This window comes from Methylobacterium sp. WL103 (assembly GCF_008039885.1).
Classification (GTDB): Bacteria; Pseudomonadota; Alphaproteobacteria; order Rhizobiales; family Beijerinckiaceae; genus Methylobacterium; species Methylobacterium cerastii.
Genome location: NZ_VRUX01001019.1, coordinates 1 through 926, shown reverse-complemented (window position 1 = coordinate 926; position 926 = coordinate 1). Strand labels below are relative to the sequence as shown.

Here is a 926-nt window from a genome sequence, read left to right as displayed (position 1 = left end):
GGCCAGGCCGGCGCGGTCGCGGCCGCCCTCGTGACCGGCAAGCGCGGGCTGATCGCGCCGGCGACCAACGACACCTTGCGGGCGGCCGGAATTTATCACGTCGTTTCTATCTCTGGACTCCACATGGTGCTGGCCGCCGGCGTCGTGTTCTGGCTCGTGCGGGCCGGGCTCGCGCTGGTGCCGTTCCTCGCGCTGGCCTGGCCGATCAAGAAGATCGCCGCGGCGCTGGCGATGGTCGGCGTCACCGCCTACTGCGTCTTCTCCGGTTGGGACATCGCCGCCGAGCGCTCCCTCGTCATGACCCTGATCATGCTCGGCGCGATCCTGGTCGACCGCCCGGCGTTGAGCATGCGCAACCTCGCCCTCGCCGCGCTCATCGCGCTGGCGCACGAGCCGGAGGGGCTGCTCGGCCCGAGCTTCCAGATGTCGTTTGGGGCGGTGGCCGGCCTCATCGCCTGCGCCCGGCTGATCGACGGGCGCCTGTTCCGCCGCGATGGCGCCGGGCGGATCGGCCGGCTGATCGCCCTGGGGCTGACGACGGTCGTCGGCACGCTCGGCACGACGCTGGTGGCCCAGGTCGCCACCGCACCCTTCGCGACCTACCACTTCCAGACGGTGCAGCCTTTCGGGCTGATCGGTAACGCGCTCACGCTGCCGCTGGTCTCGCTCGCGGTGATGCCGGCGGCGGTGCTCGGCATCGTCGCCTACCCGTTCGCCCTCGATCAGCCGGTCTGGTGGCTGATGGGCCTGGCAGTGCGGGGGATGCTGACGATCTCCGAATGGATCGAAGGGCTCGGGCGCGCCAACGTGGTGGTGCCGGCCTTCGGCACCGGGGCGCTCGGGTGCCTTGCCGCGGCGCTTCTGCTCGCGACGCTGCCGGTCTCGCGCCTGCGCTGGCTCGCCCTGCCGCCGGCGCTGCTGGGGCT

The 926-nt window shown here is 72.1% G+C and carries 1 protein-coding gene; it reads left to right on the top strand.

Annotation, left to right across the window (positions count from 1 at the left end):
• Window positions 1–926 (top strand): ComEC/Rec2 family competence protein (locus tag FV222_RS27465; protein WP_147816295.1); only part of this gene is annotated, 926 nt, incomplete at both ends.